This is a genomic window from Streptomyces sp. NPDC048643, from assembly GCF_040650615.1.
In the GTDB taxonomy this organism is placed as follows: Bacteria; Actinomycetota; Actinomycetes; order Streptomycetales; family Streptomycetaceae; genus Streptomyces.
Map to the genome: position 1 here is coordinate 91,907 of NZ_JBEZHO010000024.1, position 24,076 is coordinate 115,982.

Annotated in this window: 22 protein-coding genes; 8 read left to right on the forward strand and 14 right to left on the reverse strand. The window is 72.2% G+C overall.

What is annotated here, in order from left to right; all coding sequences use genetic code 11:
- Window positions 1-19 precede the first annotated feature (19 nt).
- The 5 genes from AB0C62_RS23605 to AB0C62_RS23625 all read right to left on the reverse strand — a co-directional run bounded on the left by AB0C62_RS23605 (window position 20) and on the right by AB0C62_RS23625 (window position 4,298).
- Entirely contained in the window at window positions 20-1,606 is a 1,587-nt protein-coding gene (locus AB0C62_RS23605) for an ABC-F family ATP-binding cassette domain-containing protein (RefSeq protein WP_362976115.1), read from the reverse strand.
- Window positions 1,607-2,035: 429 nt separating this feature from the next.
- Window positions 2,036-2,692, reverse strand: a complete 657-nt coding sequence (locus AB0C62_RS23610; RefSeq protein ID WP_362976117.1) for a peptide deformylase — start codon at window positions 2,690-2,692, stop codon at window positions 2,036-2,038.
- Window positions 2,693-2,903: 211 nt separating this feature from the next.
- Window positions 2,904-3,251, reverse strand: a complete 348-nt coding sequence (locus AB0C62_RS23615) for a tetratricopeptide repeat protein (RefSeq protein ID WP_362976119.1) — start codon at window positions 3,249-3,251, stop codon at window positions 2,904-2,906.
- 76 nt (window positions 3,252-3,327) lie between these two features.
- A complete protein-coding gene (locus AB0C62_RS23620; RefSeq protein WP_362976121.1) occupies window positions 3,328-3,786 on the reverse strand; it encodes a MarR family transcriptional regulator in 459 nt (152 codons plus the stop codon).
- Window positions 3,783-4,298, reverse strand: a complete 516-nt coding sequence (locus AB0C62_RS23625; protein ID WP_362976123.1) for a MarR family transcriptional regulator — start codon at window positions 4,296-4,298, stop codon at window positions 3,783-3,785. Before AB0C62_RS23625 ends, AB0C62_RS23620 begins: the two co-directional genes overlap by 4 nt.
- Window positions 4,299-4,560: 262 nt before the next feature.
- Between AB0C62_RS23625 and AB0C62_RS23630 the strand changes: the two genes are divergently transcribed.
- A complete protein-coding gene (locus AB0C62_RS23630) occupies window positions 4,561-5,526 on the forward strand; it encodes a pirin family protein (protein WP_164371207.1) in 966 nt (321 codons plus the stop codon).
- A 113-nt stretch (window positions 5,527-5,639) separates the two neighbouring features.
- Here the strand turns inward: AB0C62_RS23630 and AB0C62_RS23635 are convergent, their stop codons facing one another.
- Together AB0C62_RS23635 and AB0C62_RS23640 are read right to left on the reverse strand one after the other, a co-directional pair.
- Window positions 5,640-6,956 (reverse strand): ABC transporter permease, encoded by a 1,317-nt coding sequence (locus AB0C62_RS23635; protein WP_362976125.1) that lies wholly within the window; start codon window positions 6,954-6,956, stop codon window positions 5,640-5,642.
- A gap of 3 nt (window positions 6,957-6,959) precedes the next feature.
- Complete coding sequence (locus AB0C62_RS23640; RefSeq protein WP_362976127.1) at window positions 6,960-7,748, reverse strand: ABC transporter ATP-binding protein; 789 nt, start codon at window positions 7,746-7,748, stop codon at window positions 6,960-6,962.
- A gap of 180 nt (window positions 7,749-7,928) precedes the next feature.
- Between AB0C62_RS23640 and AB0C62_RS23645 the strand changes: the two genes are divergently transcribed.
- Genes AB0C62_RS23645 through AB0C62_RS23660 form a run of 4 tightly spaced genes read left to right on the forward strand, consistent with a single transcriptional unit; the run spans window position 7,929 to window position 10,899 of the window.
- The gene (locus AB0C62_RS23645) at window positions 7,929-8,609 is read left to right on the forward strand and encodes an ABC transporter permease (protein ID WP_081220600.1); all 681 of its coding nucleotides are present in this window, start codon (window positions 7,929-7,931) and stop codon (window positions 8,607-8,609) included.
- Window positions 8,606-9,277, forward strand: coding sequence for an ABC transporter permease (locus AB0C62_RS23650; protein ID WP_362976129.1), 672 nt, complete (start codon window positions 8,606-8,608; stop codon window positions 9,275-9,277). Before AB0C62_RS23645 ends, AB0C62_RS23650 begins: the two co-directional genes overlap by 4 nt.
- A 23-nt stretch (window positions 9,278-9,300) precedes the next feature.
- On the forward strand, window positions 9,301-10,227 hold the full coding sequence (locus tag AB0C62_RS23655) for an ABC transporter substrate-binding protein (RefSeq protein ID WP_362976181.1): 927 nt from the start codon (window positions 9,301-9,303) through the stop codon (window positions 10,225-10,227).
- A 57-nt stretch (window positions 10,228-10,284) separates the two neighbouring features.
- Complete coding sequence (locus tag AB0C62_RS23660) at window positions 10,285-10,899, forward strand: hypothetical protein (RefSeq protein WP_362976131.1); 615 nt, start codon at window positions 10,285-10,287, stop codon at window positions 10,897-10,899.
- Between the two features lie 18 nt (window positions 10,900-10,917).
- Here AB0C62_RS23660 and AB0C62_RS23665 read toward each other — a convergent pair whose 3' ends face one another.
- The 7 genes from AB0C62_RS23665 to rhaI all read right to left on the reverse strand — a co-directional run bounded on the left by AB0C62_RS23665 (window position 10,918) and on the right by rhaI (window position 20,151).
- Window positions 10,918-12,072, reverse strand: a complete 1,155-nt coding sequence (locus AB0C62_RS23665) for a betaine/proline/choline family ABC transporter ATP-binding protein (RefSeq protein ID WP_362976133.1) — start codon at window positions 12,070-12,072, stop codon at window positions 10,918-10,920.
- An 85-nt stretch (window positions 12,073-12,157) separates the two neighbouring features.
- The gene (locus AB0C62_RS23670) at window positions 12,158-12,808 is read right to left on the reverse strand and encodes an LUD domain-containing protein (protein WP_362976135.1); all 651 of its coding nucleotides are present in this window, start codon (window positions 12,806-12,808) and stop codon (window positions 12,158-12,160) included.
- Window positions 12,805-14,298 (reverse strand): LutB/LldF family L-lactate oxidation iron-sulfur protein, encoded by a 1,494-nt coding sequence (locus AB0C62_RS23675; protein WP_362976137.1) that lies wholly within the window; start codon window positions 14,296-14,298, stop codon window positions 12,805-12,807. The genes AB0C62_RS23670 and AB0C62_RS23675 overlap by 4 nt, the downstream gene beginning before the upstream one ends.
- Window positions 14,295-15,050, reverse strand: a complete 756-nt coding sequence (locus AB0C62_RS23680) for a (Fe-S)-binding protein (protein ID WP_362976139.1) — start codon at window positions 15,048-15,050, stop codon at window positions 14,295-14,297. Before AB0C62_RS23680 ends, AB0C62_RS23675 begins: the two co-directional genes overlap by 4 nt.
- 139 nt (window positions 15,051-15,189) lie before the next feature.
- Window positions 15,190-16,635: a rhamnulokinase family protein gene (locus tag AB0C62_RS23685; protein ID WP_362976141.1), complete on the reverse strand. Its 1,446-nt coding sequence runs from the start codon at window positions 16,633-16,635 to the stop codon at window positions 15,190-15,192.
- A gap of 5 nt (window positions 16,636-16,640) precedes the next feature.
- On the reverse strand, window positions 16,641-18,680 hold the full coding sequence (locus tag AB0C62_RS23690; RefSeq protein ID WP_362976143.1) for a bifunctional aldolase/short-chain dehydrogenase: 2,040 nt from the start codon (window positions 18,678-18,680) through the stop codon (window positions 16,641-16,643).
- Window positions 18,681-18,990: 310 nt separating this feature from the next.
- Entirely contained in the window at window positions 18,991-20,151 is a 1,161-nt protein-coding gene (gene rhaI, locus AB0C62_RS23695; RefSeq protein WP_362976145.1) for an L-rhamnose isomerase, read from the reverse strand.
- A gap of 364 nt (window positions 20,152-20,515) precedes the next feature.
- Between rhaI and AB0C62_RS23700 the strand changes: the two genes are divergently transcribed.
- The 3 genes from AB0C62_RS23700 to AB0C62_RS23710 are packed head-to-tail and all read left to right on the forward strand — an operon-like array spanning window position 20,516 to window position 24,055.
- Window positions 20,516-22,033 carry a sugar ABC transporter ATP-binding protein gene (locus tag AB0C62_RS23700; RefSeq protein WP_362976147.1) on the forward strand — a complete coding sequence of 506 codons (1,518 nt, stop codon included), beginning with the start codon at window positions 20,516-20,518 and terminating at the stop codon, window positions 22,031-22,033.
- Window positions 22,030-23,070, forward strand: a complete 1,041-nt coding sequence (locus AB0C62_RS23705) for an ABC transporter permease (protein ID WP_362976149.1) — start codon at window positions 22,030-22,032, stop codon at window positions 23,068-23,070. Before AB0C62_RS23700 ends, AB0C62_RS23705 begins: the two co-directional genes overlap by 4 nt.
- Complete coding sequence (locus tag AB0C62_RS23710) at window positions 23,063-24,055, forward strand: ABC transporter permease (protein ID WP_362976151.1); 993 nt, start codon at window positions 23,063-23,065, stop codon at window positions 24,053-24,055. Before AB0C62_RS23705 ends, AB0C62_RS23710 begins: the two co-directional genes overlap by 8 nt.
- Window positions 24,056-24,076 lie beyond the last annotated feature (21 nt).

The window sequence follows — 24,076 nt, forward strand, 5'->3', positions numbered from 1 at the left end:
TGTCCCGACGGCCCCCACATCAGGCGAGGGCGACCAACTCCCGGTACTCCTCGCTCCACAGGTCCTCGTCCGCGTCCGGGAGCAGCAGCACCCGGTCCGGGCGCAGCGCGTCGAGGGCGCCCTCGTCGTGGGTGACCATCACGAGGGCGCCGGGGTACGTGCCCACCGCGGCCAGGACCTCCGCACGGGAGGCCGGGTCGAGGTTGTTGGTGGGCTCGTCGAGCAGCAGCACGTTCGCTCCGGAGTGGACGAGGCCGGCCAGCGCGAGGCGGGTCTTCTCGCCGCCGGAGAGGACCGCGACGGGCTTGTCGGCGTCGTCGCCCGTGAACAGGAACGATCCGAGCGCCCGGCGCACCTCGCCATCGGTCAGCTGCGGGGCGGCCGCCGCCAGGTGGGCGCGGACCGTACTCGCCGGGTCGAGTGTGTCGTGCTCCTGCGCGAAGTAGCCGAGGCGCAGCCCCGGCCCGCACACCACCCGCCCGCTGTCCGGGCGGTCGTGCCCGGCGAGCAGACGCAACAGCGTGGTCTTGCCCGAACCGTTCGGGCCGAGGACCACCAGCCGGCTGCCCCGGTCCACAGCCAGGTCGACCCCGCCGAGGACGCGCAGTTCGCCGTACGACCTCGTCAGCGCCACGGCGCCGAGCGGCATCCGTCCGCAGGGCGCGGGCTCGGGCAGCCGGATCCGGGCGACCTTCTCCGTCCTGCGGACCGGTTCGAGCCCGGAGAGCAGACGGTCGGCGCGGCGGGCCATGTTCTTCGCCGCCACGGCTGTCGAGACGCGGGCACGCATCCTGTCGGCCTGCGCGTGCAGGGACGCGGCCTTGCGCTCGGCGTTCGCCCGCTCCCGGGTGCGGCGGCGCTCGTCGGCCTCCCGCTGCGCGAGGTACGCCGCCCATCCGGTGTTGTGCGCGTCGAGCGTGGCGCGGCGCGGGTCCAGGTGGAAGACGCGGTTGACCACGTCGGCCAGCAGCGAGGTGTCGTGACTGATGAGGACGAGTCCGCCCTGATGGCCGCTCAGGAACCCGCGCAGCCAGGCGACCGAGTCGGCGTCCAGATGGTTCGTCGGCTCGTCGAGGAGCAGGATCCCGTCGTCGGCGAAGAGGATGCGGGCCAGTTCGACGCGGCGCCGCTGCCCGCCGGACAGAGTGCCGATCGGCCGGCCCGTCACCCCGGCCGGCAGGCCGAGGCCCGCGGCGACCCGGGCCGCCTCGGCCTCGGCCGCGTAGCCGCCGCGCGCCTGGAACTCGGCCTCGGCGCGCACGTAGGTGTTCATCGCGCGCTCGGACCCGTCGGCCATGGCGGTCTCGGCCGACCGCAGCGCGTGTACGGCACGGTCGAGTCCCCGCGCCGACAGGATCCGGTCGGTGACCGTGACCGAGGGATCCGCGGCGCGCGGGTCCTGGGGAAGATAGCCGACCGCGCCGGTACGGGAGACGGTTCCGGCGGCGGGCCTCGCCTGCCCGGCGAGGGTGTTCAGCAGGGTGGTCTTGCCCGCGCCGTTTCGGCCGACCAGGCCGATGCGGTCGCCGGGGGAGACGTGGAAGGACAGGTCGGACAGCAGCAGACGGGCGCCGACGCGCACGTCGACACCGCGAACGGTGATCATGGGGGAACGCTCCAGAGATCAATCAGCACGAGGACACACGGGTGGCGTGGAAGCGGGTCCTGTAGCTAAGAGATGCGGGGCGTGGACATGCGGTCAGGGTAGCCGGAGCTCTGTTCGGAGCGCCTCCGAATTAGGGGGCGAGACCTCCGCCCCAGGGGCGCTCGTGCCGTCGTACCGCGGTCGCCGGGGCCGCGGCAGCCAGGGGGTTGAGACTTCGGATCACGAGGGCCGGGGAACCGGCGGCGGGCCCCTGTCGCTCACGGAGGACCGGAAGCAGCACCGCGGATCGGAGGGCCGCCGCTCCGCTCGCGCGCAGTCCCGACCGCACCCGGCCCGAGCGGAAGCTCCCCGCCGGAGCAGGTCCCGGCGGCCGGCACCGGCCCTCGCCCCCGCGGGTCTCCGCCGGGCTGGCACCCCAGTCCGCCCGCTCTATCCCGGGAGTGTGAAACCCAGTTCCCGAGCGGCCCGTTCCGGGGTCGGCTGGGCCCAGAGTTCTGCGGCTGCCCAGTTCGAGGACAGGCTGCGCGGTTCCGCGCGGTCGAGGTAGAGCGTCCCGTCCAGGTGGTCCGTCTCGTGCTGGAGGATGCGGGCCGGCCAGCCGCGGAACACCTCGTCGATCGGCAGCCCCTGTTCGTCCCACGCGGTCAGCCGCACCTCCGCGGGACGGGCGACCACCGCCTGGTAGCCGGGAACGCTCAGGCAGCCCTCGAAGAACGCGGCCCGGGCCTCGCCGACGCCCTCGTACGAAGGGTTCACCAGCACCCGGAACGGCTGTGGGACCCGTCCGCGGGCGAGGCGGATCTCCTCGGGGACCGGCGCCGGGTCCTCGATGACGGCGAGCCGCAGCGGCACCCCCACCTGCGGTGCCGCGAGGCCGACGCCCGGTGCCGCGTGCATGGTGGCGCGCAGGGCGGCCACGAACCGGGCCAGCAGACCTGGGTCCAGCTGCCCGTCGAACGGCTCGGACGCCATCCGCAGTACGGGGTCACCGGCTCCGAAGATCGGCAACGGACCTTCGTGTTCGAGGAGTTCCTCGACCAGGTCGCTGAGGGTGCGGGAGGCGCTGGAGTCACGTTCGGATGCCATCGCGCCAGGATGCCAAGCCGGCTCGCTCCGATCGAGGCGGCGCCGGGCGAGTCCCGCAACTTCTCGGGACACCCGGCGCTTTCGAGGTGAGCGCGGCCCTTTCGGGACGCGCGCGGCCGCAGACAGCGGAGGGCCGGTCACCGAAGTGACCGGCCCTCCCGCCGAGGCTCCGCGACGGGACGGGCACCCGGCGGATTCCGCGGCGGAACGATCAGACCTGCTGGAAGTCGCCCGCGAGCGCCGACGCGATCCGCAGATGCGACGCCGCCTCCGCGTGCCGCCCCTGACGCTCCAGCGTGCGCCCCAGCATGAGCCGGGCGTAGTGCTCGACCGGGTCGATCTCCACCAGCGCACGCAACTCGGTCTCGGCGCGCCCCAGTTGGGCCGAGTGGTAGTACGAACGGGCCAGCAGCAGCCGGGGCCCCACCTGCTCCGGGGTCTCCTCGACCAGCCCGTCCAGCACCCGCGCCGCCGCGGCGTAGTCCTTGGCGTCGAAGAACAGCTGCGCCCGCTCCCAGCGCTCCGCGGCCGTTCCGTGGTCGTAGTACGTCATGTCCACTGCTGACCTCCTTCGACGCTCCACAACCGCACGGAGTGGTTGAATATTCCACGACCTGGTGGTGGTCGGTGGTCCCTCACGCCTCGGCGAGCTCCGCGTCGGCCCGCTCGGTGACCAGGGTCAGGACCCGCCCGGCCGCCGCGAGGTCCTCGGCCGGGATGCCCGCGTACAGCCGGGCCGCGATCGCGTTGCCCGCGGTGCGGATCGAGTCGAAGAGCTCGCGCCCGGCGTCGGTGAGCGACACCCGCTCGGCGCTCGGCTCCGCCAGGAGCTCGCCCGCCGTCATCTCCTCGACGGTCGCGCGGGCCACCGACTCCTCGATCTTCAGCGCGCCGGTCAGCCGGCCCACCAGCCACGCGCGCTCGACGGTCCCGCCGTTGTCGGAGACGGCCCGAAGGGCCACGGACTGGTTGAAGCTGGTGCCGCTGTGCGCCAGTACCCGCTCCAGGGCGGCACGGCTCGCGTAGTGGGCCAGGCCGATGACCTGGCCGTTGACGGGGAGGACGGCGGGCGTGGACGGAACGGAGGTGCTCATGGCTGCTCCTTGGAAGAGGTCGCGTCCGGAACCGCTTCGGCTCCGGCGTGCGGATCGAGCGGGACGTCGAGCAGGGTGGCCAGCTCACGGCTGAACGCCCGCGTGCGGTCCCCCGAGAGGCCGCCCAGGGGGGCGAGGAGCTGTTCCAGCAGGCCCTGGACCACGGTGATGGCGCGGCGGGTGATCTCGCGTCCCTCCTCGGTGAGGGACAACTGCACCGCGCGGGGGTCCGCCGGGTCGCGGGTGCGGTCGACGATGCCGGCGGCCTCCAGGGACCGGGCCAGCTTCGAGACGTAGAGCGGTTCGAGTCCGGTGTGGTCGGCGAGCCGGCGCTGGCTGGGGCGCACACCGTCCCGGTGCATGCCGTACAGCGACGCGACCAGCGAGTACTGCGCGTGCGTCAGGCCCAGGGGGCCCACCGCCCGGTCGACCGCGACCCGCCATTTCATGGACAGGCGCCAGACGAGAAAACCGGGCGTCGCGTTCTCGGAAACCGACTTCGCTGAACTCATGGACGAAACAGTACATGGCTACTATGTACATGGCTACTATATTCTCGGGCTCGGCCGGCACCGGGAATCACGGGCGGTGGTCGCCTGGCCCACCCGCAGGGAGTGGGGTGGGGAAGGACGGCGGGGACAGGCCGGGTCCGTCCCATGGCGTACGGACCGGGGCGGGGGTCCTGACCCGTCGTGCCTGTTCTGAGCCAAGTGCCCCTGGATGGGCGGTTCGACGACCTGACGTGGGGTCCCCGACGGGTCTAGGTTGTGGGTCATGAGCAATCTTGATCAGGAGGCGGTTCCCGCTCTCTGCGGTGGCCGCGGGTTCGTGGTGGCCGAGCCGGTGCGCGAACTCCTCAGCCCTCGCCGGGTCAAGCTCGGCGAGTCCACCGAAGTCCGCCGCCTGCTCCCCAACCTGGGCCGGCGCATGGTCGGCGCCTGGTGCTTCGTCGACCACTACGGGCCCGACGACATCGCCGACGAACCCGGCATGCAGGTCCCGCCGCACCCGCACATGGGCCTGCAGACCGTGAGCTGGCTGCACGAGGGCGAGGTGCTGCACCGCGACTCCACGGGCAGCCTCCAGACGATCCGCCCGCGCGAACTGGGCCTGATGACCTCCGGCCGCGCGATCAGCCACTCCGAGGAGAGTCCCCGGCCGCACGCCCGCCTGCTGCACGGCGCGCAGCTCTGGGTCGCGCTGCCGGACAGCCACCGGCACACCGACCCGCACTTCGAGCACCACGGCGAACTGCCCGTCGTCACCGCGCCCGGCCTGCGCGCCACGCTCCTGCTGGGCACGGTCGACGGCACCACCTCGCCCGGCACGACGTACACCCCGATCGTCGGAGCCGACCTGGCCCTCGCGAGCGGCGCGGACCTGCGCCTGCCCCTGGAGCCCGACTTCGAGTACGCCGTCCTCGCCATGTCGGGCGAGGCCCATGTCGACGGGGTGCCGATGCTCCCCGGCTCCATGCTGTACCTCGGCTGCGGCCGGACCGAACTCCCGCTGCGCGCCGCGACGGACGCGGGCCTCATGCTCCTGGGCGGTGAACCGTTCGAGGAGGAGCTGATCATGTGGTGGAACTTCATCGGGCGCACCCAGGCCGAGATCGAACAGGCCCGCCAGGACTGGGCGAAGGGCTCACGCTTCGGTGAGGTGAAGGGCTACGACGGCGCGCCGCTGCACGCCCCGGACCTGCCCCCGGTGCCCCTGAAGCCGCGCGGCCGGGTGCGCTGACCGGAGCGCCCCGCCCTCACGTCCGAGGATTCGCAAGGCCCACGCCCGGGACATGCGAGAGGGGCAGCCGCTCGCCGGCCGCCCCTCCTCGTCGGGATCCCGTGCCACGACGCTCACTCGCCCGGCGCCACCGCCTCGACCGCCGGAGTGCGCAGCGCCGCCCGTGCCGTCAGCAGGCCGGTCCCCAGCGTCACCGCCGTCGCGACCGCCACGACAGCGAGCCAGATGCCCGGACCCCGGCCCGGCCACGCGGCGTCCGTGCGGACCAGTGTGAACGGGACGATCCCGGCGAGCGCCGCCACGGTGCCGAGGAGGACGCCCGTCACCGTGAGGATCACGCCCTCCGTGCCGACCGTGCCGAGCACCTGGCCCGGGGTCGCGCCGGCCAGCCGCTGACCGCCGAACTCCCTGGTCCGGTACGTGGTCGCCGCGTACAGGGAGTTCACGAGCATGACGCAGGAGAACACCACGATGATGCCGACGACGACCAGGTTCAGGGTCTCCAGGTTCTTCGAGTCGACGGACTTCACCAGCCCCGAGGCGTCGATCGCGTCGTTCTCGACGGCCTGCATGTACAGCGTCGCCGTCGCCATGCAGGTGAACAGGATCAGCGGCATCAGGACCCCGGACAGCTCGTCCGCGCGCCGCCGCAGATTGCGTACCGCGAGATAGCCGCTCGGACCCGACAGGGGCAGCCGGTCGAGCAGGGCTGTCAGGAGCCGCGGCGAGAGCAGCGCGCAGCCCACCGACAGCAGGATCGCTCCGTAGGCCGGCGGTGCCATCAGCGCCGCGTCGTCCGCCGAGAAGGCGAACGTCGAGCACACGGCGGCGGCACCGGCGGCCGTCGCCGCGTACGCGAGGACCTTCCGCGACCGGCCGGGCGGCCGGTGCCCGTGGGTCGCGCGCCGCACGGCGAGGAACGCGGCGCCCGCCGACGCGAGCAGGGTGACGCCGACGCCCGCCACGAGGGCGACGGGTCCGAAGACGTAGTCCACGGACCGCCGCACCTGGCCGCTGTCCTCGAACACTGTCAGCAGGGCCCGCCCGCCGAGCATCGCCGGCCCGATCGCCAGCAGCGTCCCCACCAGCGCGACCGCCATCGCCTCACCGACCACCATCCGCCGGATCTGCCCCGGCGTGGCGCCCGAGCGGCGCAGCAGCTCGGTCTCGGCGGCGCGTTGCCGCACGTTCACCGTGAGCGTCGAGGCGACCGCGAAGAACACCAGCAGGGTGCCGTATCCGCCCACCACGCCCGCCGCCGTGGACAGTGACTCGGCGCTCACCGCATCCACGCCGGGCTGCCCGGCCGTGTCGTGCAGCGAGTTGAACGTCATGACGACCACGGCGCCCAGGAACGCCGACAACAGGGTCGCGGCGAAGCGGCCGGGACGCTTGCGCACGGACCGCAGGGCCAAGGAGAGGGTGACCATGACTCACGCCCCCAGCGGTGCGTCGTCGCCGAGGTGCGCCAGACGCTCGGCGACGGCGTCCACCGTCGGCGCGCGCAGCTCACCCGCGAGCCGTCCGTCCGCCAGGAACACGACCGCGTCCGCGTGGGACGCCGCGAGCGGATCGTGCGTCACCATCACCACCGTGCTGCCGTGTTCGGTCACCGCCCGACGCAGCAGCGCCAGCACCTCCCGGGCGCTGCGGGTGTCCAGGGCGCCGGTCGGCTCGTCCGCGAAGATCACCCGCGGCTCGGTGACCAGCGCCCGGGCGATCGCCGCCCGCTGCCGCTGCCCTCCCGAGAGCTGCTCGGGCAGATGCCCGAGCCGGTCGCCGAGGCCGAGCGACGTGAGGACCCGCCGGGCGTGCGCGCGGTCCACCGGACGCCCGGCCAGCCGGAGCGGCAGCACGGTGTTCTGCGCGACCGTCAGCGTCGGCAGCAGGTTGTACTGCTGGAACACGAAGCCGATCCGGTCGCGCCGGAACCGTGTCCGTTCCGCCTCGCCGCCCCCCGTCATCTCCGTGCCGTCGACCATCACGATGCCGCTGTCGGGCCGGTCGAGACCGGCCGCGCACTGCAGCAACGTGGACTTCCCCGACCCCGACGGGCCCATGACCGCGGTGAACGTACCCCGCGCCAGACCGAGCGTCACCCCGTCCAGGGCGGTCACGGCGCTCTCCGCCTCCCCGTACGTCCTGGTGACCTTGACCAGCCGCAGAGCCTCCGGGGCAGGGCCCGTCTCGTGGGTGCGGCGTGCTGTGCGGAACATCGTCATCGCCCTCCGTCCGACACGTCCTGTGCCTCGTCCACTACGCTACGGAGACGGCACCGCGACCACACGGGGCGCAGAACCCGTATCGCGCGGTGTACTCAGCGCCACCCCGGCCCACCGGCCCACCCCCGTACGGGTCACCACAACGCGCGGACCAGGTCGAACACCCGATGCAATGGACGCGTGACCGCGCCCCCGGACGACTGCCTCGCGCGCAACGAGTGGATCTGCGGCGAGTACCTGAGCACGCGCCGCCACATCCTCGTCGACGCGACGGTCCAGCACCTCCAGCTCACGGCGGTCGCCGTCGCCATCGCGCTCGTCCTCGCCGTGCCGCTCGCCGTCCTCGCCCGCCGCTGGCGCTGGGCGGCCGGACCGGTCCTCGCGGTGACGACGATCCTCTACACGGTCCCGTCGCTCGCGATGTTCTCGCTCCTGCTGCCCGTGTACGGACTGTCGGCCTCGCTGGTCGCCGCCGGCCTGGTCCTGTACTCCCTGACCCTCCTGGTGCGGAACATCCTCGCGGGGCTGCGCGCCGTCCCGGAGGAGACCCGGCAGGCCGCACGCGGCATGGGATACGGGCCGATCCGGCTGCTGCTCACCGTGGAACTCCCGCTCGCCGTCCCCGCCGCGATGGCCGGCCTGCGGATCGCCACGGTGTCGGCCGTCTCGCTCGTCACCGTCGGCGCGATCGTCGGCTTCGGGGGACTCGGCAACCTCATCTACGCGGGCATGAACACCTACTTCAAGGCCCAGGTGCTCACCGCGTCCGTGCTGTGCGTCGTCATCGCCGTCGCGGCCGACCTGCTGCTGCTCGGCGTGCAGTGGCTCATCACCCCCTGGACGCGGGCGGCCCGCCGATGAACACCGTGACCGGGGCCTGGGACTGGCTCACCGACCCCGCGCACTGGTCGGGCGACGACGGCGTCTGGCACCGCCTCGCCCAGCATCTCGTCCTGACGGTCGTCTGCCTCGTCATCAGCTGCCTGATCGCGCTGCCCGTCGCGCTCGTCCTCGGTCACCTCGGCAAGGGCGGCGCGCTCGCCGTGAACATCTCCAACGTGGGCCGCGCGATCCCCACGTTCGCCGTGCTGGTGATCCTGCTGCTCACCCCGATCGGCCAGTGGGGCGAGGGCCCCACCGTCGTCGCGCTGGTCCTCTTCGCCGTACCGCCGCTGCTCACCAACGCCTACGTCGGGATGCGCGAGGTCGACCGCGACGTCGTGCGGGCCGCCCGCGGGATGGGCATGACCGGACGCCAGATGCTCTTCGGCGTGGAGCTGCCGCTCGCCCTCCCGATGGTCATGAACGGGGTGCGGATCGCCGCCGTACAGCTCGTCGCCACCGCCACCATCGCGGCCCTCGCGGGCGGTGGCGGCCTCGGCCGGATCATCACCGCGGGCTTCAACCTGGCGAGCACGCCGCAGGTCGTCGCGGGCGCCGTCCTGGTGGCCGTGTTCGCCCTGATCGTCGAAGTCGTCTTCGAGATCGCCGAGCGGCTCTCCCCGCGGTGGGCGCGGGGCACCCGGTGAGGCGCGCCGCCGCCACTCTCGCGGTGCCGGCCCTGGCGATCGCGCTCCTGGCCGGCGGCTGCGGCACGGGGCCCTCGCTGGAGACACAGGGCGACGTCACCGCCCCGCCGGGCGACAGCAGGAACCTGACCGTGGGCTCGGCCGGTTTCACCGAGAGCGACCTGCTCGCCCAGATGTACTCCCTGCTTCTGAAACAGGCCGGCTACAAGACCTCCATGCTCACCGTCGCCAACCGCGAACTGTACGAACCCGCACTCGAATCGGGCCAGATCGACGTGGTCGCGGAGTACGCCGCGACCTTCGCCGACTGGCTGAACGCCAAGACCAACGGCGCCGACGCGCCGCCGGTCGGCTCACCCGACCTCGACACCACCATGACCGCCTTGCGCAAGCTCGCGACACCGCGCGGCCTCACCGTCCTCGACCCCGGCAGGGCCGTCGACCAGAACGCCTTCGCCGTGACCAAGGAGTACGCCCGCGAGCACCACCTCAAGACCCTCAGCGACCTCGGCAGATCCGGCCTCAGGGTCCGCCTCGCCGCGGGCGACGAATGCGTCAAGCGGCCGTACTGCGAGCCCGGTCTGAAGAAGACGTACGGGATCGACATCACCGGCGTCGACCCCAAGGGCGTCGGCACCACCCAGGCCAAGAAGGCCGTGCAGAACGGCCAGGACCAGCTGGTGCTGACCACCACCACCGACGCCACCCTGGACGAGTTCGGCCTCGTCCTGCTCGCCGACGACAAGCACCTCCAGAACGCCGACGACCTCGTCCCCGTCGTCAACCGCGCCCGCGCCGGCGGCGCGGGCGCCACCAAGGCGCTCGACCAGCTCAACAAGGTCCTCACCACCGCCGACCTGGCCACCATGAACGAACAGGTCGACAGCTGGCGCCGCCTCCCGGAGGACGTGGCCCGCACCTACCTGAAGGACAAGGGCCTGCTGAAGTGAGCGGCGGGGGCGGACGCCCCTGCCGGGATTGTCGGTGGTGCCCCGTACCTTCCGGGCATGGGGATCTATCTGGTCAGCGTGGGTGCGAGCGAGTGGTTCAGCGAGGGGGAGGCCGACGACGAGGACGGTGACGTCGAGGACGGATTCGGCACCGTCGCCGCCACGTTGAACGACGCGTTGCGCGAGCGCGGTCGGCCGCCGTTCACCTCGCTGCCCGAGGCGGCACCCCTCGTCCGGGGTTCCGGGCTCGGCTTCGAGGAGAAACTCGTCCCGTCGATGGACGGGTTCGTCGCGCTGTGCGAGGCCCACCTGTCCCCGGCGGAGACCGACCTTCTCTGCGGCTGGACGGTGCTGGTCCCCGTGTCGCTGGACGAGGAGATAACCCTGCCCGTCGCGTCCGGCTACACGGACCAGACGACGGTCGCCGGCGCCCCCCAGGTGCTGGCGCTCGCGGAGCGCCTCGCCGAGGCGGTCGAGCTGCCGTCCGCCGTCCCGGCGACGTCCGACAACCTGGACCTGACGACGTGGTTCCGGGACGGCCCGGCGAAGGACCTGGCGGCCACCCGTCCGGGACCCTGGGCCGAGGACCTGGACACTGCCTTCTACGTCGCGGTGTACCTGCGCGCGGCCCAGTTCGTGCTGCGCCGTGGGAGTCCGGTGCTGTACTCCTGACGGGGCCGGGGACGCCCCTCAGGCGTCCGACACCGAGTCGAAGTCGACCTGGCCGCGCGGGACTCCCCGCGCGTCGGCGTCGACCGAGCGGCGCAGGGCCTCGTGGAGTTTGGCCGGGGTGAGAACGCCGAGGAAGCGGGCGCCGTCCAGGACGGCGACCCAGCCGGCGTCGTGCTGGAGCATCACGCCGAACGCCTGCTTCAGCGGGGCCCCCACCGGGACCCAGGAGTTCATCCGGTGGGCGTACGCACCGACCAGGCCGCCCGCGCCGAGTTCGTCGACGCCGACCCAGCCGTGCAGGTCGCCGTCCGTGTCGAGGACCACGGCCCAGCGGGAGCCGTCCCCGCGCAGCCGCGCCGCGGCCTCGGCGGCGCTCTCGTCGAGCCGCGCGACCGGCGGCTCCTCCAGGTCGTCGGGCTCGATCTCGGTGACCGAAAGACGCTTCAGCCCGCGGTCCGCGCCCACGAACTCGGCGACGTACGGCGTGGCCGGCGTCCCCAGCACCGCCCCCGGGGTGTCGAACTGCTCGATGCGCCCCTGCCCGTACACCGCGATGCGGTCCCCGAGCCGGACGGCCTCCTCGATGTCGTGGGTGACGAGCAGGACCGTCTTGCGGACCGACCGCTGCATGCTCAGGAACTCGTCCTGCAACTGCTCCCGCACCACCGGGTCGACGGCGCCGAACGGCTCGTCCATCAGCAGCACCGGCGGATCGGCGGCCAGCGCCCGCGCCACCCCGACCCGCTGGCGCTGACCACCCGACAACTGCTCGGGATAGCGCGACCCGTAGGTGGACGGATCGAGGCCGACCAGGTCGAGGAGTTCGGCGGCCCGCGCCCGTGCCTTCGCCTTCTTCCAGCCGACCAGGGTCGGGACGGTCGCCGTGTTGTCGAGGATCGTCCGGTGCGGGAACAGACCGACCTGCTGGATGACGTACCCGATCCTGCGCCGCAGCCGCACCGGATCGACCTTGGCGATGTCCTCGCCGTTCACGAGGATCCGGCCCGACGTCGGTTCGATGAGCCGGTTCACCATCATCATGGTCGTCGTCTTGCCGCAGCCCGACGGGCCGACGAGCGTGACGAGTTCGCCCTCCTCCACCTCGAAGGAGAGGTCGTCCACCGCCTTCGTACCGTCCGGGTAGACCTTGCTGACCTGCTCGAACCGGATCATGCCCTCACGCTAGCCGCGCCGCGTGCTGCCCGCTTCCCGGCCGCGTCCCCCTGCGCGGTGCCGGGCCGGGTGGACGGCGCCCCGCTCAGAGGGGGTCGCTCAGCAGCACCACTTCGAGGGTGCGCGGGCCGTGCACCCCCTCGACCCGGTCCAGTTCGATGTCGCTGGTGGCGGAGGGCCCGGAGATCCAGGTCAGCGGGCGCGCCGGGTCCAGCCGTTCCAGGGCCTGCGGAACGGAGGAGACGACCTGGTCCGGGACCCGGACGACGCAGATGTGGTGGTCGGGCACGAGGGTGATGCGGCGGCGGCCCTGGTCGGGGGAGGCGTCGAGGACGATGGTGCCCGTCTCGGCGACGGCCACCGCGCACGCGGTGACCACGCTGTCGACCGAGTCCAGCTCGTGCGCGGTACCCGTGGCCCGGTCCGCGACGAGCGTCACCCGGCTCTCCGCGAGCCAGGACCCGTCGAGGCCCTCCGGTACGACGACCGTGCCGGAGCCCCGGGCGGCCAGCAGAGCGGCGATGGTCGCCGGCAGCGCGTCGGCCGCGCAGCGGTGCACGACCGCCCGGTAGTCCGCCAGGTTCTCCGCCAGCAGTTCCACCGCCTGGGCCGTGGTCCGCGCTCCGTGCTCGCGCAGATAACTCCGGTCCACGGCCTGCTCGTACGGGGTGTCGTCGTCGCGGACGTCGGCGGTCGCCCGCCGCACCCGGCCGAGGATCAGATCCCTGCTGCTCACTTCGTCACGTCCTTTCCGCCCCGCGTCCGCTGCCACCAGTCGCGGAACGACTCCGCCGGGACCTCGGGCAGATCACGGGTGGCACTCCACGCCCGGCCCGGTCCCGGCAGGGTGCGCGGGTGGAAGCGCCGGGTCCGCGACGCCAGCCGCTGGCCGCCGCGCAGCGCGCCGGGATGGCTGAACGCCCATCGCGCCGCCCGCATCGCCGCCCGCTCCGCCGCGTGTCCCTTGGCGGGCTTGAGGACCACCCGGTTGCCGTCGCGTGTGGCGGGTCCCCCCTCGGCGATCCGCTCGCGCAGATGCACGAGGACCTCCGGGATGTCGATGGCGACCGGGCACACCTCGTAGCAGGCGCCGCACAGCGAGGAGGCGTACGGGAGGGAGGCGTCGATCTCGCTGCCGGTGCCGCGCAGCTGCGGGCTCAGGATGGCGCCGATCGGCCCCGGGTAGACCGAGCCGTACGCGTGCCCGCCCGCCCGCTCGTACACCGGGCAGACGTTGAGGCAGGCCGAGCAGCGGATGCAGCGCAGGGCCTGCCGGCCGACCTCGTCGGCGAGCGTGTCGGTGCGGCCGTTGTCCAGCAGCACCAGATGGAAGGTTCCCGGGCCGTCCCCTTCCCCGGCGCGCCCGTCCCGGGTTCCGGTCCACATCGAGGTGTACGGGTTCATGCGCTCGGCGGTCGAGGAGCGCGGCAGGGTCTGCAGGAACACCTCCAGGTCCCGCCAGCTCGGCACGATCTTCTCGATGCCGACGACCGAGATCAGGGTCTCGGGGAGTGTGAGGCACATCCGGCCGTTGCCCTCGGACTCGACGACGACGAGAGTGCCGGTCTCGGCGACCATGAAGTTGGCGCCGGAGATGCCGACCTTGGCGCGCAGGAACTTCTCGCGCAGATGCAGGCGTGCGGCCTCGGCCAGTTCGGCGGGGGTGTCGGTGAGTCCCTCGGGCGCGGGCCGGCCCCACTCGCCCATCTCACGGGCGAAGATGTCGCGGATTTCGCCGCGGTTGCGGTGGATCGCGGGGACGAGGATGTGCGACGGCCGGTCCTTGCCCAACTGGACGATCAGTTCGGCGAGATCGGTCTCGTAGGCGTGGATGCCCGCGGCCTCCAGCGCCTCGTTGAGCCCGATCTCCTGGGTGGCCATCGACTTGACCTTGACGACCTCGGTCTCGCCGGTCGCCTTCACCAGCGCGGTGACGATCCGGTTGGCCTCGTCGGCGTCGGCGGCCCAGTGCACGACGCCGCCCGCCGCGGTGACCGACTCCTCCAACTGGACCAGATAGCGGTCGAGATGACGGAGCGTGTGGTCCTTGATCCGCTTCCCCGCCTCGCGCAGCGCCGCCCAGTCGGAGAGCTCCGCGACGGCCTTCTCACGTTTGGCGCGGATGGTGTGGGTGGCGTGGCGCAGATTGCCCCGCAGGGTGCTGTTGTGCACGGCCTCGTGCGCGGCCACGGGAAAGGCCGGCATTCCGACGAACGTTCCGCTCACGCGCTGGGCTCCTCTTCCGTGCTCGCCAGGATCTCCGCGATGTGCACGGGCCGCATGCCCGTCCTGAGGCGGCCCATCGTCCCGCCGACGTGCATCAGACACGAGTTGTCGGCCGCGCACAGCACGTCGGCGCCGGTCGACTCCGCGTTGCGCACCTTGTCGGCGCCCATCGCCGCGGACACGTCGGGGTTCTTCACGGCGAAGGTCCCGCCGAAGCCGCAGCACTCGTCCGCGCCGGGCAGCTCCCGCAGTTCGAGCCCCTTGACCGCCTGGAGCAGCCGGTGCGGCCGGTCCCCGAGGCCCAGGCTGCGCAGGCCGTGACAGGTCGGGTGATAGGTCACCGTGTGCGGGTAGTACGCGCCGACGTCCGTCACCCCGAGGACATCGACGAGGAACTCCGTCAGCTCGTACGTCTTCGGCACGACCGGCGCCAGCGTCCGGGCCAGGGTGTCGCCCCGTCCCTCGGCGCGGGCCCGCTCACCCATCCGCGGATACAGCTCCCGCACCATCGCCCCGCACGACCCCGACGGCGTCACGATCGCGTCGTACGCGCCGAAGACATCGGAGAAGTGACGGGCCAACGGCTCGGCCTCGTGGCGGTAGCCGGTGTTGTAGTGGGCCTGTCCGCAGCAGGTCTGCCCCATCGGGAAATCGACGTCGACACCCAGTCTGGTCAGCAGTTTCACCACGGCGCGGCCGGTGTCCGGATACAGCGTGTCGTTGACACAGGTCAGGAACAGGGCGACTCGCATCGCAGCTCCTTGGTCTCGATCATCGGATGGGTGCAGCGTACGCGGCGGGCGCGCGGTGCGGGGGGCAGCGCGCGCCCGCCGGACGGACCGGACGTCTCGGGGAGTGCCGAGCCGGGCGCCGCCGGGCGGACGGGGCGTGTCACGGCGTGCCGAGCCGGGCCTCGGCCGCGCGCCAGGCGGCCGTGTCACCCCGCGGCTCGTAGCGGCGCAGCGACTGGGTGCGGGCCACCAGCCGGCGCATCCCGGCGCGGTCGCCGACCAGTCCGTGCGCCCGGGCCTGGACGAGGACGTTGCCGAGCGCCGCCGCTTCCGCCGGGCCCGCGACGACGGGCAACCCACAGGCATCGGCGGTGAGTTGGCAGAGCAGTTCGTTGCGGGTGCCGCCACCCACGATGTGCACGACGTCGACGGGACGGTCGGCGAGGGCCTGCGCCTCCCGTATCGCCCGGCGGTGGGCGAGCGCGAGGGAGTCGAGGATGCACCGGGTGATCTCGGCGCGGGAGGCGGGCACCGGCTGTCCGGAGTCGCGGCACGCGTCCGCGATCCGCGCCGGCATCCGGCCGGGCGCGAGGAACGCCGCGTCGCCCGCGTCCACCACCGACCGCAGCGGCGCCACCTCGGCGGCGGCCGAAAGGAGTTCGCCGAGGTCGGGACCGCCCCACTCCCGCACGCACTCCTGGAGCAGCCACAGTCCCATGATGTTGCGCAGGTAGCGGACCGTGCCGTCCAGGCCCAGTTCGTTGGTGAAGTTGGCGGCCCGGCTCGCCTCGGTGAGCACCGGCGCGTCGAGTTCCAGACCCGCGAGCGACCATGTGCCGGTGCAGATGTACGCGAACCGCTCCCCGTCGGCGGGGACGGCGGCCACCGCCGACGCGGTGTCGTGGGAAGCGACCGTCGTCACCGGCACCGGCCCTGTCAGCCCGGTCTCCTCCAGGACGTGCGGCAGCAGGGTCCCGGCCGGATCGCCGGGCCGGCGCAGCGGCGCGAACAGGGTGAGGTCGATGCCGAGTCGCTCCGCGAGACCGTACGCCCACTCGCGTGTGCCCGGATCGATCAGCTGGGTGGTGGAGGCGTTGGTGAGTTCCGTGCCCGCCTCGCCCGTGAGCCAGTACGCCAGCAGATCGGGGACGAGCAACAGACTTTTCGCGAGGCGGAGTTGAGCCGTGGAGCGGGCCGCCGTCAGCTGGTACAGGGTGTTGAACGGCGCGTACTGCAGACCGGTCGCCGCGTACAGCTCGGCGGCGGGCACGGTCGCCCAGACCTTCTCCGCGACGCCCTCCGTGCGCGCGTCGCGGTAGTGCACCGGGTTGCCGAGCAGCGCCCCGTCCGCGTCCAGCAGGCCGTAGTCCACGGCCCAGCTGTCGATGCCGACGGAGTCGACCTGACCGGCCGCGCGGAGCCCGTCGAGGACACCCGCGTACAGCGCGAGGATGTCCCAGCGCAGCCCCTCGGGGACCCGGACCGGACGGTTCGGGAAGCGGTGCGCCTCCGTCAGCTCCAGCGTGTCCGGCCCGACGCGGCCGACCATGACGCGTCCGCTGGACGCGCCGAGGTCGACCGCGGCATAGCTGTGCGAGGCGTTCATCGACGTCATCGCAGGAACGCGGCAGCGACGCCGGCGTCGACCGGGACGTGCAGCCCCGTGGTGTGCGTCAGGTCCCCGCCGGTCAGCGCGAACACGGCGTTCGCGACGTGCTCCGGCAGCACCTCCCGCTTGAGGATGGTCCGTTGGGCGTAGAACTCACCGAGCTTCTCCTCCTCGATGCCGTACGTCGCCGCCCGCTGGGCGCCCCAACCACCCGCGAAGATGCCCGACCCGCGCACGACCCCGTCGGGGTTGACGCCGTTGACGCGGATGCCGTGTGCTCCCAACTCGGCTGCCAGCAGGCGGACCTGGTGCGCCTGGTCGGCCTTGGTCGCGGAGTAGGCGATGTTGTTGGGCCCGGCGAACACCGCGTTCTTGGAGGCGATGTAGACGATGTCCCCGCCCAGTTCCTGCGCGATCATCACCCGGGCCGCCTCGCGCGAGACGAGGAAGGAGCCGCGCGCCATGATGTCGTGCTGGAGGTCCCAGTCCTTCGCGGTGGTCTCCAGCAGCGGCTTGGAGATGGATATGCCCGCGTTGTTGACCACCAGGTCGACCCCGCCGAACGCCAGCACCGCCGCCTTGAACGCCTCGGCGATCTGCTCCTCGGAGGTGACGTCCACCCGGACCGCGACGGCCTTGTCGGGACCGCCGAGACCGGCGGCGACCTCCTCGGCGCCCTCGGCGTTGAGGTCCGCGACCACCACGCACGCGCCCTCGGCAGCCAGCCGCTCCGCGATGGCCCTGCCGATGCCGCTGCCCGCACCCGTCACCAGCGCCACCCGGGTGGCGAGCGGCTTGGGCTGCGGCATCCGCTGGAGCTTGGCCTCCTCCAGGGCCCAGTACTCGATGCGGAACTTCTCCGACTCCTCGATCGGCGCGTACGTCGAGACGGCCTCGGCGCCGCGCATGACGTTGACGGCGTTCACGTAGAACTCGCCCGCCACCCGCGCCGTCTGCTTGTCCTTGCCGAAGGAGAACATGCCGACGCCGGGGACCAGCACGATCGCCGGGTCGGCGCCGCGCATCGCGGGGGAGTCGGGCCCCGCGTGCCGCTCGTAGTAGGCGGCGTACTCCACGCGGTACGCGGCGTGCAGTTCCTTCAGGCGGGCGACCGCGTCGTCGAGGGAGGAGGCCGGCGGCAGGTCGAGGACGAGCGGCCTGACCTTGGTGCGCAGGAAGTGGTCGGGGCACGAGGTGCCGAGGGCCGCGAGCCGGGGGTGCTCGGCGCGGGCGAGGAAGTCGAGCACTTCGTCGGAGTCGGTGAAGTGTCCGACCTGCGGCCGGTCCTGCGAGGCCAGGGCCCGTACGTGCGGGGCGAGCGCCGCGGCGCGCTCGCGGCGGTCGGCCGGGGCGAGCGGCTCGAATCCGTCGACGACGGGCCCGAACGGCTCCGCCCTGCCGCGGTCGGCGAGGAAGGCCTCGGCGGTACGGATGATGTGCAGCGAGTTGCGCTCGCACTCCTCGGCGGTGGCGCCCCACGCGGTGATGCCGTGGCCGCCCAGGACACAGCCGATCGCCTCCGGGTTGGCCTCCTTCACCGCCGCGATGTCGAGGCCGAGCTGGAAGCCGGGCCGGCGCCACGGCACCCACACCACGCTGTCGCCGAAGCACTCGGCGGTCAGCTTCTCCCCGTCGGCCGCGCAGGCCAGCGCGATCCCGGAGTCGGGGTGCAGGTGGTCGACGTGCGGAGCGTCGACGAGCCCGTGCATCGCGGTGTCGATGGAGGGCGCGGCACCGCCCTTGCCGTGCAGGCAGTAGTCGAACGCTGCGACCATCTCGTCCTCGCGCTCGACGCCGGGGTACACCGCGGTCATCGCCCGCAGCCGGTCCAGACGCAGCACCGCGAGCCCGCCCTCGGTGAGCGTGCCGAGGTCGCCGCCCGACCCCTTCACCCACATCAGCTCGACGTCCCCACCGGTCACGGGGTCGGTGTCGGTGCCCTTGGCGGAGGTGTTGCCGCCCGCGTAGTTGGTGTTGCGGGGATCGGCGCCGAGCCGGCGCGACCGGGCCAGCAGGGCGACGGCTTCGGGATGGGGTGCCATGTTCCGGATCCTTTGGAAGAGAGGAGAGGGAGGAAGAGGGGAAGGAGGAGGTGCACCAGGGAGGAACCCGAGCAGGAGCGCCCCGTCAGGGGCGCGGGGAACAGCGCGATCAGCCACAAAGGTCCGGCGCCCCGGCGACCGGCCCGCGGGGCGGACGCAACCCGGCGACCCGGGCCCGCACCCCGCCCGGCCACGGACCTCCGCAGCGGAGAGTTGAGCCCTCAGAGAGAGCGAGCCCTCAAAGAGAACGGATCCTCGGAGAGAGCGGACCCTCGGAGAGAGCGGGCGCCGATACGGAACCGGCGCCTCCCTACGCTCCCCACCCCGCCTGCTGCCCCCCGACCCGCTCGGCGGCGATCCGCTCGGCCCACCCGGAGCGGTGGTACGCGGCCACGGGGTCGGGGTCGAGCCCCAGCTCGGTGCGCACCTCGGCGAGCAGCGGCCGCACGTCCGTGTTGTAGGCGTCCATGACGACCGCGTTGGCGGCGAGGACGTCCCCGGAGCGCTGGGCCGCGGCGAGCGCGTCCCGGTCGACGAGCAGTGCCTTGGCGGTGGCCTCCTGGACGTTCATCACCGACCGGATGATCGCCGGGATCTTCGCCTCGATGTTGTGGCACTGGTCGAGCATGAAGGCGACGTCCGAGGTGAAGCCGCCGCCGCGGATCACCTCGTACATGATCCGGAACAGCTGGAAGGGATCGGCCGCGCCGACCATGAGGTCGTCGTCGGCGTAGAAGCGGGAGTTGAAGTCGAAGGCGCCGAGCTTCCCCTCGCGCAGCAGGGTGGCGACGATGAACTCGATGTTGGTGCCGGGCGCGTGGTGCCCGGTGTCGACGACGACCTGCGCCTTGGGGCCGAGCTTGAGGCAGTGGGCGTAGGCCGTGCCCCAGTCGGGGACGTCGGTGGCGTAGAAGGCGGGCTCGAAGAACTTGTACTCCAGCAGCATGCGCTGGTCGTCGCCGAGCCGGTCGTAGACCTGGGAGAGGGCCTCGGACAGCCGGTCCTGGCGCTCGTGCAGGTCGTCCTGGCCGGGGTAGTTGGTGCCGTCCGCGAACCACAGCTTGAGGTCCCGGGAGCCCGTCGCGTCCATGATGTCGACGCATTCGAGCAGGTGGCCCACGGCCTTGCGGCGCACCGCGGCGTCCGGGTGGCACACGGACCCGAGCCGGTAGTCGTCGTCCTGGAAGGTGTTGGAGTTGATCGCGCCCAGCTTGAGGCCGCGCTCCTCGGCGTGCTTGGCGAGCGCCGCGAAGTCGTCGACCCGGTCCCAGGGGATGTGCAGGGCGACGGTCGGGGCGGCGCCGGTGAACTCGTGGACCTTGGCGGCGTCGTCGATCTTCTCCTCGGGGGTCCGGGGCACGCCCGGTTGGGCGAAGACCTTGAACCGGGTTCCCGAGTTCCCGTACGCCCACGACGGCGTCTCGACGGCCTGGGTCTTGAGCGCGGCCTTCACCGCGGCGAACTCGGTCACTTCGGGGCTCCTACGACTTCGAGTGGGAACGGCTTTCCGACGGCTTCCTGAACCGCCTCGGAGCCGGCTTCCCGGACGCTTCCCGGGGCTCCGCCACGCGGGTTTTCCCCGAGGCTGCTCACCGGCTTGCTGAACACAACGGCTGAAACGATTCAGGAGCGAAGCTATGAGCACCCCGAAGGGCTGTCAACCCCTCCGGCGCCAGGCTTTGTTCGTGACTCCGCTGTGACCTTCGGCCCCGGAAGAATTTCGCCACGAACCCATTGACGTGACCTGGGTGACCTGCCTAACGTCCCGGCAACCCAATTGAAACCTTTCACGACGTCGTGGGGGCCGTCCCGCAGGCGTCGTCGAGGAGCCCCTCATGACCCACCCGTCCGACACGGGACCGACCCCGGTGCTGGCGCTGAAGGACCTGTCGAAGTCCTTCGGCGCCGTGCGCGCCCTGCGGGACGTGTCCCTGGAACTGTTCCCCGGCGAGGTGCACGCGCTCGCCGGAGAGAACGGCGCGGGCAAGTCGACCCTCATCAAGGCGCTCGCCGGCGTGCACCGACCGGACGCCGGCCAGGTGATCCTGGACGGCGAACCCACCGTCTTCCACGGCCCCGCCGACGCCCGTGACGCGGGCATCGCGGTGATCTACCAGGAGCCCACGCTCTTCCCCGACCTCTCGATCGCCGAGAACATCTTCATGGGCCGCCAGCCGCGGCGGGCCCTCGGCCGCATCGACCACAAGGCGACCCACGCGGCGACCGCCGCCCTGATGAAGCGCCTCGGCGTCGAACTCGACCCCGAGCGCCCGGCGCGCGGACTGTCCATCGCCGACCAGCAGATCGTCGAGATCGCCAAGGCGCTCTCCTTCGACGCCCGCGTCCTGATCATGGACGAGCCCACCGCCGCCCTCACCGGCAGCGAGGTGGCGCGCCTGTTCGGCGTGGTGCGCACCCTGCGCGAGCAGGGCTCCGCGGTGCTGTTCATCTCGCACCGGCTGGAGGAGATCTTCCAGATCTGCCGGCGGGTCACCACGTTGCGCGACGGGGCCCTCATCTCCAGCGAGCCGCTGGAGGGCATGACCGAGGACGACCTGGTCCGCCGGATGGTCGGCCGCGACCTCGACGAGCTCTACCCCAAGCAGGACGTCGAGGCCGGCGAAGTCGCCCTGAGCGTGCGCCGGCTGACCCGGGAAGGCGTGTTCACCGACGTCTCCTTCGACGTCCGGCGCGGCGAGATCGTCGGCCTCGCCGGCCTCGTCGGCGCCGGCCGCACCGAGGTGGCCCGGGCCGTGTTCGGAGTGGACCGCTGGGACGCCGGCGAGGTGGAGATCGACGGGAAGGCGCTGACGAACGGCGCCCCGTCCACCGCCATGGCCGCCGGACTCGCGCTCGTCCCCGAGGACCGCCGTGCCCAGGGACTGGTGATGGACATGTCCATCGAGCGCAACATCGGCCTGACCGGCCTGCGGACGACGGTCCGGGCGGGACTGATGGACCGCGGGGCCGAGCGCAGCCGCTCCCTCGACTGGGCCGTCAGGCTCCAGGTGAAGTACGCCCGGATCGCCGACACCGTCGCCACGCTCTCCGGCGGCAACCAGCAGAAGGTCGTCCTCGCCAAGTGGCTGGCCACCGGCCCCAAGGTGCTCATCGTCGACGAGCCGACGCGCGGCATCGACGTCGGTACGAAGGCCGAGGTCCACCGGCTGCTCAGCGAACTGGCCGCCGACGGGGTGGCCGTCCTGATGATCTCCTCCGATCTGCCCGAGATCCTCGGCATGGCCGACCGGGTGCTCGTGATGCACGAGGGCCGGCTCACGGCCGAGATCCCACGTTCCGAAGCCACCGAGGAAACCGTGATGGCCGCAGCCACCGGGAGGGCCGCCGCATGACGGTGACCGCGCCTACCCCCGCCCCCGCCACCGAGGTGCCCAAGTCCAGCGGCACCCGGCTGGTGGACCGTGTCTTCAAGATGCGTGAACTCGCCATCCTGGCCGTCTTCCTGGTGATGATCGCCGTCACCCAGATGGGCAACAGCGAGTTCCTGTCCGAGCAGGGCATCAAGGACCTCCTGCTGAACGCGACGATCCTGGTGCTGGTCGCCACCGGCCAGTCCCTCGTCGTGATCACCCGCAACGTCGACCTGTCGGTCGGTTCGACCCTCGGTATCAGCGCCTTCGCGGCCGGCACCTACCTCCAGGGCGGCGGCAACGGCGTCGTCGCGATCGTCCTCGCCGTGCTCCTCGGCATCGGCTGCGGGCTCGTCAACGGACTCCTCGTCAGCCTCGGCCAGGTGCCCGCGCTCGTCGTCACCCTGGGCACGCTCTACATCATCCGCGGCATCGACTCCATCTGGGTCGGCTCCCGCCAGATCACCGCGGCCGACCTGTCCGGCGGCTTCGTCGACTTCGGCTCCGGCGGCATCTCCGCGGTCCCGTACCTCGCGCTCATCGCCGTGGCCGTCCTCGTGGTCACCGCGTACTACCTGAAGCACTTCGGGAGCGGCCGCGAGCTGTACGCCCTCGGCTCCAACCCCGAGGCCGCGCGCCTCGCCGGCATCCCGGTCCGCAAGCGCATCCTCACCGCGTATATCGTCTGCGGCGGACTCGCCGGACTCGCCGGCGCCCTGTACCTCGCCCGGTTCGGCAACGTCGACTCCGGCACCGGCAACGGCTACGAACTCACCGTCGTCAGCGCGGTCGTGGTCGGCGGCGTCGTCTTCACCGGCGGCTCCGGCAGCGTCTACGGCGCGGCCCTCGGTGCCCTCCTGCTGACCTCGGTCAACAGCGTGCTGCCCGCCCTCGGCGTCAGCTCCGTCTGGGTGCTCGCCATCAACGGCATCCTGCTCATCCTCGCCATCGCGGTCGACCGGGTCGTCGCGCTGCGCGTGGCCTCCGCCCTGAAGAAGAGGAACGCCCGCCATGGCTGACTCCGCTCTCGCGCGCGCCGTCCGCTGGGACACGGTCGTCGGCGCCCTCCTCATCGTGCTGCTGCTGTTCTCCTTCTCCTTCGTGGACGGCTTCGGCAACGCGCTCAACCTGTCGTTCCTGATCGGCAACACCCTGCCGATCGCGCTGATCGCGCTGCCGATGACCCTGCTCGTGGTGGCCGGCGAGATCGACCTGTCGGTCGCCTCCACGGCCGGACTCTCCGGCTCGGTGATGGGCGCCCTGTGGAACCAGGGCATGTCGATCGAGACGATCATCCCGCTGTGCCTGCTGCTCGGCGTGGCGTGCGGACTGGTCAACGGTCTGCTGGTGACCCGGCTCGGGCTGCCGTCCCTCGCCGTCACCATCGGCACGCTGGCCGCCTACCGGGGCATCGCGCAGATCGTGCTCGGCTCCGACGCGGTCACCGACTTCCCCACCCAGTACCTGAACTTCGCCGCGGGACGCATCGGCGACACGTTCGTCCCGCAGGCCCTCCTGCCCTTCCTCGTCCTCCTCGCCATCGCCGTCGTCGTGCTGCACGCCACCCCCTTCGGGCGGTCGTCGTTCGCGATCGGCGCCAACGAGGAGGCCGCCCGCTTCGCCGGCATCCGGGTCAAGCGGCAGAAGCTCATCCTGTTCGTCGCGACCGGCCTGATGGCCTCCCTGACCGGCGTCTTCTGGGCCCTGCACTACGCCAGCGCCCGCTACGACAACGCCAACGGGCTCGAACTGTCCGTCGTGGCCGCCGTCCTGCTGGGCGGCATCGACTTCGACGGCGGCAAGGGCACGCTCGGCGGCGCCGTCGCGGGAGTCTTCCTGCTCGGCGCACTCCAGAACGTGATGAGCCTCCTCAACGTCTCCGCGCAGTCGCAGATCGTCGTGACCGGCGTTCTGCTCGTCGTCTCCGTGCTCGGCCCCCGGGTCGCACGGCAGATCTCCGTAGCGAGGGCGGGCCGCAGAGCCGCCTCGACTCCGATCTCGTAACCGCTCCGCTCACCCCCGTAA

Bases quoted from the DNA above. Each gene is read 5' to 3' on its own strand.
- AB0C62_RS23605 (WP_362976115.1), bottom strand. From the start codon at position 1,606: ATGATCACCGTTCGCGGTGTCGACGTGCGCGTCGGCGCCCGTCTGCTG.
- AB0C62_RS23610 (WP_362976117.1), bottom strand. From the start codon at position 2,692: ATGGCATCCGAACGTGACTCCAGCGCCTCCCGCACCCTCAGCGACCTG.
- AB0C62_RS23620 (WP_362976121.1), bottom strand. From the start codon at position 3,786: ATGAGCACCTCCGTTCCGTCCACGCCCGCCGTCCTCCCCGTCAACGGC.
- AB0C62_RS23625 (WP_362976123.1), bottom strand. From the start codon at position 4,298: ATGAGTTCAGCGAAGTCGGTTTCCGAGAACGCGACGCCCGGTTTTCTC.
- AB0C62_RS23630 (WP_164371207.1), top strand. From the start codon at position 4,561: ATGAGCAATCTTGATCAGGAGGCGGTTCCCGCTCTCTGCGGTGGCCGC.
- AB0C62_RS23635 (WP_362976125.1), bottom strand. From the start codon at position 6,956: ATGGTCACCCTCTCCTTGGCCCTGCGGTCCGTGCGCAAGCGTCCCGGC.
- AB0C62_RS23640 (WP_362976127.1), bottom strand. From the start codon at position 7,748: ATGACGATGTTCCGCACAGCACGCCGCACCCACGAGACGGGCCCTGCC.
- AB0C62_RS23650 (WP_362976129.1), top strand. From the start codon at position 8,606: ATGAACACCGTGACCGGGGCCTGGGACTGGCTCACCGACCCCGCGCAC.
- AB0C62_RS23660 (WP_362976131.1), top strand. From the start codon at position 10,285: ATGGGGATCTATCTGGTCAGCGTGGGTGCGAGCGAGTGGTTCAGCGAG.
- AB0C62_RS23665 (WP_362976133.1), bottom strand. From the start codon at position 12,072: ATGATCCGGTTCGAGCAGGTCAGCAAGGTCTACCCGGACGGTACGAAG.
- AB0C62_RS23680 (WP_362976139.1), bottom strand. From the start codon at position 15,050: ATGCGAGTCGCCCTGTTCCTGACCTGTGTCAACGACACGCTGTATCCG.
- AB0C62_RS23685 (WP_362976141.1), bottom strand. From the start codon at position 16,635: ATGAACGCCTCGCACAGCTATGCCGCGGTCGACCTCGGCGCGTCCAGC.
- AB0C62_RS23690 (WP_362976143.1), bottom strand. From the start codon at position 18,680: ATGGCACCCCATCCCGAAGCCGTCGCCCTGCTGGCCCGGTCGCGCCGG.
- AB0C62_RS23700 (WP_362976147.1), top strand. From the start codon at position 20,516: ATGACCCACCCGTCCGACACGGGACCGACCCCGGTGCTGGCGCTGAAG.
- AB0C62_RS23705 (WP_362976149.1), top strand. From the start codon at position 22,030: ATGACGGTGACCGCGCCTACCCCCGCCCCCGCCACCGAGGTGCCCAAG.
- AB0C62_RS23710 (WP_362976151.1), top strand. From the start codon at position 23,063: ATGGCTGACTCCGCTCTCGCGCGCGCCGTCCGCTGGGACACGGTCGTC.